The organism is Candidatus Thiosymbion oneisti, assembly GCF_900092655.1.
GTDB lineage: Bacteria > Pseudomonadota > Gammaproteobacteria > Chromatiales > Chromatiaceae > Thiosymbion > Thiosymbion oneisti.
Genome location: NZ_FLUY01000538.1, coordinates 1 through 5,839, shown reverse-complemented (window position 1 = coordinate 5,839; position 5,839 = coordinate 1). Strand labels below are relative to the sequence as shown.

The following is a 5,839-nucleotide window of genomic DNA, read 5'->3' as shown; positions in this document are numbered from 1 at the left end:
GGCGTTCTCAATTGAGCTGAATCCTCATGAAAATCAAGCACATCAGGCCCATGCAGCAGCGGCTACGAGTTTCCGAGGCACTCCGCGGCGCGGAGCTTCCGCGTTCCCACGCGGCGCGTGGGAACGAGAGACCCTCTGTTTTAATTGAGAACACCCCCTAGGCCGCTTCCATTACGGTGGCTTTCAGGCCATAGGTCGCCCGCATGTCCCCTGCTTCCCACTCCCGCGCCGGTTTTGGGGACAGGCGCGAGTGATAGGGGCGGATTTCACCCTTCTTCAGGGACAGGAGGATATTGGCCAGATCGAACAGGGTCCGGCGGGTCCCCGGGTAGCCGATCCAGAGGCGCTGATAGCCGCCCACCTGGTCGTAGAGTGGAAAGCCGGCGCGCAGCAGGGGCAGACCTGAGCGCTCCGCCATGGGAGCGGCGTGGGAGTTGCCGATCAGTACCTCGGCACCGCGCTCGCGGGTGGTGCGCTCGAGGTCTTCCAGGTCCCCGATCTCGACCTTGGCGGTACGGACTCGCTCCAGGGCGGGCGTATTGGTGGGGGCTACGGCGGCGACCGTTTCCGCCCCCAGGGATGCCAACAGGTCGCTGAAGCCGACTAACAGGTCCGCGTCGGCGGCCAAGGCGAAGCGGGATCTGCCGAGCATGAAATGGGTGTCCAGCATGGCGTCTTGAAGCTGGCTGCGTTGGCGCTCGACCTGTGCTGGCACGGGTGTGGCGGAGATCCGTGCCAGCTCGGTCACGAGGGCGTCCACAGCCGCGAGCCCCATCAAGTGGGGGAACCGGACGTCCGGCACGCCGGTGCGCTCGGCCAGCAGATCCGCAGCGGCGTCCAGGGAGGCACCGACCACGAGCGTCGCCGCTGAATCACCCAGGACCGCCAGGTCCGCTACCTGGGCGCCGCCCACTGTCAAGGGGCTGAAATCCTGCTCGGTCAGGTGGCCGTCCAGGGAATCGGACAGGTCCGGCAGCACAATCGGGTGCAGACCGAAGCGCTCGATCAGGTCCTTGAGGTACTCCAGGTCGCCGGGGGTCAATTGGGCACCCACCAGCAGGTTGACCTGGCGCGGGCGTCGCCCCGGCCGGGTCCCGGCAGCATCCGCTCGGGGAACCAGCTGCCCGATGACGGCCGCGACCGCCAGGGCATAGCCGGATTCCAGGGAGCCGGTGAAATCCGGCGTCGCCACCGGCACCACCGGGATGGCGTCGAACTGGGGATACTGGTCCCGGAACATGCGCACGGCCATGCGGATGTCGGTGCCCTGGGTCTCCACAAGCCCTGTGGTGGGTACGCCGATGAGCTCTGGGGCATGTTTCTGGCACAGGGTCTTGAGTCCCTCGACCAGGTTCTCGTTCGCACCCATCACGGCGCTGCCCTGATCCATGGCAGTGGTCTGGAGGGGGATGGGCTCGCGGAAATGGCGCACGAAGAAGACCTTGCCGAAGGCCGCGCAGCCCTGGGAGCCGTGCAGCATGGGGATGCAACGGCGGAAGCCGAGGAAGGCCAGGGCGGCCCCAATGGTGGGACTCGCCTTCAGCGGGTTGACGGACAGGGCCTTTCTGCGCTTGACGATCTCGGCCCTGGGGGCGTCCCAAACAGGGTGCGGCGCCGTTGCGACCCCATGCTCTGGTGCAGACCCTCGAACCCAAGGTGGCGGCCGGCGGATCGTCGCCCATACCGGACTCTCGATGGTCAAGCACAGCTGGCGGGCCAATTCCAGCATGCCAGTGTATCCTGCATAGCCGAAGTCACGCTCCTGGTTGACGTCCAAGAAGGGGAGGCGCGCCTTAAGCGCCGTGTACATGTTGCGTCCGCCGGCAATCAGTACGTCAACCTGGTGCTCACGCACGATCTCGAGCAGGGTGCGGGGATTGCCGTCCTCGATCATCAGCGCGTCCCGCCCCATGAGTGCCTGGATGCGGTCCTTGTCGTCCCCCGTGGACTTCTTGGTCCCGGTGGCGACGACCTCTATTCCCAGGTCTTGTAGCGCGGCGATGATGGACCAAGACTTCACGCCCCCCGTGTAGAGCAGCGCCTTACATCCGGCAAGTCGCTCCCGCCAGGGGGCGAGCTCGGCAGCGATGCGGGCCTCCTCACGGGCGATCAGCCGCTCGGTGCGCTTGGTCAGATCCGGGTCGCCGATCAGACGGGCGAAATCCCGCAGGGCCTGGGAGACGTCCTTAACCCCATAGAAGCTGCCCTCGAACCAGGGGGTGCCGAAGGCCGCCTCCAGCTTGCGCGCCACATTGAGCATGGCCTTGGAGCAGACCATCATGTTGACCTCCGAGCGATGCATGGTCTGCACCTCCCGAAAGCGGGCATCGCCCGACAGCGCACATAGCACCCGCAGCCCCAGCTCGTCGAGCAGGGGCAGCACGTGCCAGAGCTCGCCGGCGATGTTGTACTCACCTATCAGGGTCACGTCATGGACCTTGAAGCCTGGCCGTTCGCTACCCGCCGGCAGTGGGTCCGGCTCCCGGCCGCTGCACACATACTTGACCATGGTGTCCCCGGCGATGCGGTTGCCCAGGTTCTTGGTGCCGTAGAAGCCGGCGCCGTCCACGGGCACCACCGGCGTACCCCAGCGGCCTTGCGCCTCCTTGCACACCGCTTCCAGGTCATCACCGATCAGGGCCGGGACGCAGGTGTTGTAGACGAAGACCGCCGCCGGGTGGTAGCTGTCGATGGCCTGTCGGATGGCGTGTAGGAGCCGCTGCTCGCTCCGTCCCATGACCACGTCCTGCTCGGTCAGGTCCGTGGTCATGCCGATCCGGTACAGCGAGGGTCCGGAGGATCGGGTCCCCCGGTTGTCCCAGGAGTTACCGGCGCAGGCGATAGAGCCGTGGACGATATGGGCTACATCGGCGATGGGCAGCAAGGCGATCTGAGCGCCATCGAAGGCACAACCGCCAGCGGTGGCCCCCGGCTTTGGCTTGGCGCAGCCGGACTTTCCCGGCTTAGGGTGGGTGCGGGCCGGCTCGTCGAGCAGTATGGCGATGTCTTTCCGCTTCATGGAGGCCCCTCGGCTGCATGCTTCGGGGGTCATCCATGCAGGGCTCGTGCCAACGGCTAGGCTATTGATTCTTCAAGACAAGAAAGGCCTAAAAGGCTGGAAATGTAGTCTTTGTGCTAAAGGATCCCGAAACTGTGGTTAGTGTAGGGAATCTACGACCTCGACCACATCCTGATCTCGTACCCGCAATCCCCATCTATTTTCAAAAGAATAGCAGAAATCACAAAATTATGTTATTTTTTGTCTAAAATGGTAAAAAATACGTGGGTTTAGCCATGCTGCACCACTATAGATTCCGCAACTTTTTCTCGTTCCCGGACGAGACCACAGTTGATTTTCGCATGCCGAAGACGCTGCGAGGTCCGGGCGTTACCGATGGCCGGTTGTCGAAAGTAATGGCTATCGTTGGTGCCAACGGTAGTGGTAAGACGAATCTGATCAAACCGTTAGTGTTCGCTCACTGGTTTATCAGCAGCTCGTTTCAGGCACCTCCGGGTGGAGGCATCCCATTCGAGACGCATTTCTTTTCCGCAGACCAGCGCGGCTCGTTCGAGGTCGAGCTCGCGCTTGCAGGTGAGCTGTGGCGGTATGCCCTGGAGCTGACTCCCGAGCGCGTCCTGCATGAATCCCTGCGCCGCAAGACAAGTCGGTATTTCAGCTACGTGTTCGAGCGTGATTGGCGAAACGGCGCTTATGTCGTCAAGCAGCAGGGCTTCGGTATGGCCCCTGCGGAGGCAAAGAAGGTTCGGCAGAATGCTTCACATCTCCACCGCCGCGCAATACGGTGTGCCGCTTGCCAGCACTATGGTCAAGCTATCGGTCTTTTCGAACGTCGTCTGGGCCGGCCGCGAACACGATTTTCATCGCATCATCAATGCAACCAATGTCTTCCGCGAGCAGGCTCCACTGTGGGAGCAGGCGGTGTCTCTATTACGGGAGTGGGATTTCGGACTGTCCGATGTCGTGATCGAAGAAGCGTCGTTTACGAACCCGGGTAGCGCCGAGACGACTAAGCACTACGTGCCTTTCGGCATGCATAAGGTAGATGACCGGGAGGCCAAGAGGATGTTTACGCTCGAATCGAGCGGCACTCAGGGAGCCTATGTTCTGCTCTCACACCTGCTGCCCACGTTGGCTACGGGTGGCATGGCGGTCATCGACGAGCTCGAGGCGGATCTGCACCCACATATGCTCTCGCCGATCATGGATCTGTTTCTGAGTCCGAGCACCAATCCGCATGACGCGCAGATCATCTTCACTTGCCATGCAACCGAGATTCTGAACCTGTTGCAAAAGCCGCAGGTCATGCTGGTGGAGAAGGATGAGCGAGGCCGTAGCGAGGCCTGGCGCCTCGATTCCATGAAGGGGGTACGCAAAGACGACAACCTCTACGCGAAGTACATGGCCGGCGCTTACGGTGCGGTGCCGTGGGTCTGAGTCGTGACGAGAGGCCGCGGTAAACAGGTCCGGAAGGTTCGCCAGGCACAAACAACCGTGTTGATTGTGGGAGAATCAGCGTAGCACGCAACTTAGGACACTGAAGCGTTCGATCGATTTGCTACGTAGTCCTGCATAAGCCCGTGTAGGGCGGGAAAGCGCAGCGCATACCTGTTTTACGACCCCCGTCACTGGTTCGGACCGTTGGGGAGAAATCACAGCTCGTGCTCCTCGAAGCGGGTGCATTCTTCGGAAGGCCAAACAAAATGGGTGTCCTTTTTTTGTCCTAAATTGTCCTTTTTTTGCGTTCTTGAAAACAGGGTACTATGCAGTGCGACCTAGCGGTTCCAACTTGTCAATCTCAACGGCCTTGTCGCTTCGCATGGCATGCCAGAGGTCCCAGTCCTGCTGGAGCCCAAGCCAGAAGTCCGCTGACATTCCCAACACGCGGGCCAACCGCAATGCCGTGTCCGGTGTCACCGCGCGTTTCCCACGAATGATTTCGTTCAGCCGGGGGAATGAAACCCCCAAGCGAATCGCAAGGGCGGACTGACTGATCCCCAGTGGCTTCAGGAATTCCTCCGACAGCATCTCTCCGGGATGCGTTGGGGGCCTCTCACTAGGCAACCGCCTCGCCACAGGCCCCTGTCCGCGATTTTGCCTCATGGTCGTCTTGTTCCGTTTAGTGGTAGTCGGTGATTTCGACTTCGTCCGCATAGCCACGCTCCCAGCGAAAGCAGATGCGATATTGGTCGTTAATCCGAATGCTGTACTGTCCGCTCCGGTCTCCGCACAAACGCTCAAGGCGGTTCCCCGAAGGTATTGCCAGCTCTCGGACGTCGCGGACGCGATTGATTTGATCTAACCTGCGTCGGGCCACCGACCATAGGGGCTTGGAACAAGCCCTCCGCGCGGCCCGCGTGTTGGAGCCATTGAAGATGTCCTCGGTACCAGGATCCTGAAATGAACGGATCATATATCATATTATAACGAATACCAATATAACCGTTAACTCGCTCACTTGCTGCCGTCGCAACCCGCGTAGGGCAGGAAAGCGCAGCGCATCCCGCCTTTAGGCGCTGATCGTCCGTGATCAGGTAGCTCGTAGGTTGGGCAAAGGGTCGGCTTGTCCCGACGAAGGAGGGGACCTGGCCCGTGCCCAACACAGAATGTTGGGCACGCCGCGTCCCTGCGGCTTTGCCCAACCTACCGCTCTCTTCCCGCGGTCAAGCAAGGTGGTCAAACACTGTAAGGGACGTCGCACCAATCCCGCTTAGAGGCTGTCTAAAAACTAACACATTGATTTTATACTGCCACACGGCACAATCTGCGCATTTCACTCCCTCTCCCTCCGGGAGAGGGCCGGGGTGAGGGGGAAATTCA

At 61.3% G+C, this 5,839-nt stretch carries 4 protein-coding genes and 1 pseudogene; 2 read left to right on the top strand and 3 right to left on the bottom strand.

All coding sequences use genetic code 11. From position 1 onward, the window contains the following. Positions 1-157: 157 nt before the first annotated feature. On the bottom strand, positions 158-3,019 hold the full coding sequence (gene nifE / locus BQ17_RS24610; protein ID WP_439645646.1) for a nitrogenase iron-molybdenum cofactor biosynthesis protein NifE: 2,862 nt from the start codon (positions 3,017-3,019) through the stop codon (positions 158-160). A 275-nt stretch (positions 3,020-3,294) separates the two neighbouring features. Here nifE and BQ17_RS23980 point away from each other — a divergent pair. Together BQ17_RS23980 and BQ17_RS22410 are read left to right on the top strand one after the other, a co-directional pair. After that, a pseudogene (locus BQ17_RS23980) lies at positions 3,295-3,636 on the top strand (AAA family ATPase); the annotation flags it as partial. A 136-nt stretch (positions 3,637-3,772) separates the two neighbouring features. Continuing rightward, positions 3,773-4,456, top strand: coding sequence for an AAA family ATPase (locus tag BQ17_RS22410; protein WP_256091488.1), 684 nt, complete (start codon positions 3,773-3,775; stop codon positions 4,454-4,456). Positions 4,457-4,780: 324 nt separating this feature from the next. On the opposite strand, the gene BQ17_RS05445 is transcribed toward BQ17_RS22410, so the two are convergent. Then, positions 4,781-5,122 (bottom strand): HigA family addiction module antitoxin, encoded by a 342-nt coding sequence (locus tag BQ17_RS05445; protein ID WP_207787595.1) that lies wholly within the window; start codon positions 5,120-5,122, stop codon positions 4,781-4,783. Positions 5,123-5,138: 16 nt separating this feature from the next. After that, on the bottom strand, positions 5,139-5,432 hold the full coding sequence (locus tag BQ17_RS05440) for a type II toxin-antitoxin system RelE/ParE family toxin (RefSeq protein WP_089724993.1): 294 nt from the start codon (positions 5,430-5,432) through the stop codon (positions 5,139-5,141). Positions 5,433-5,839 lie beyond the last annotated feature (407 nt).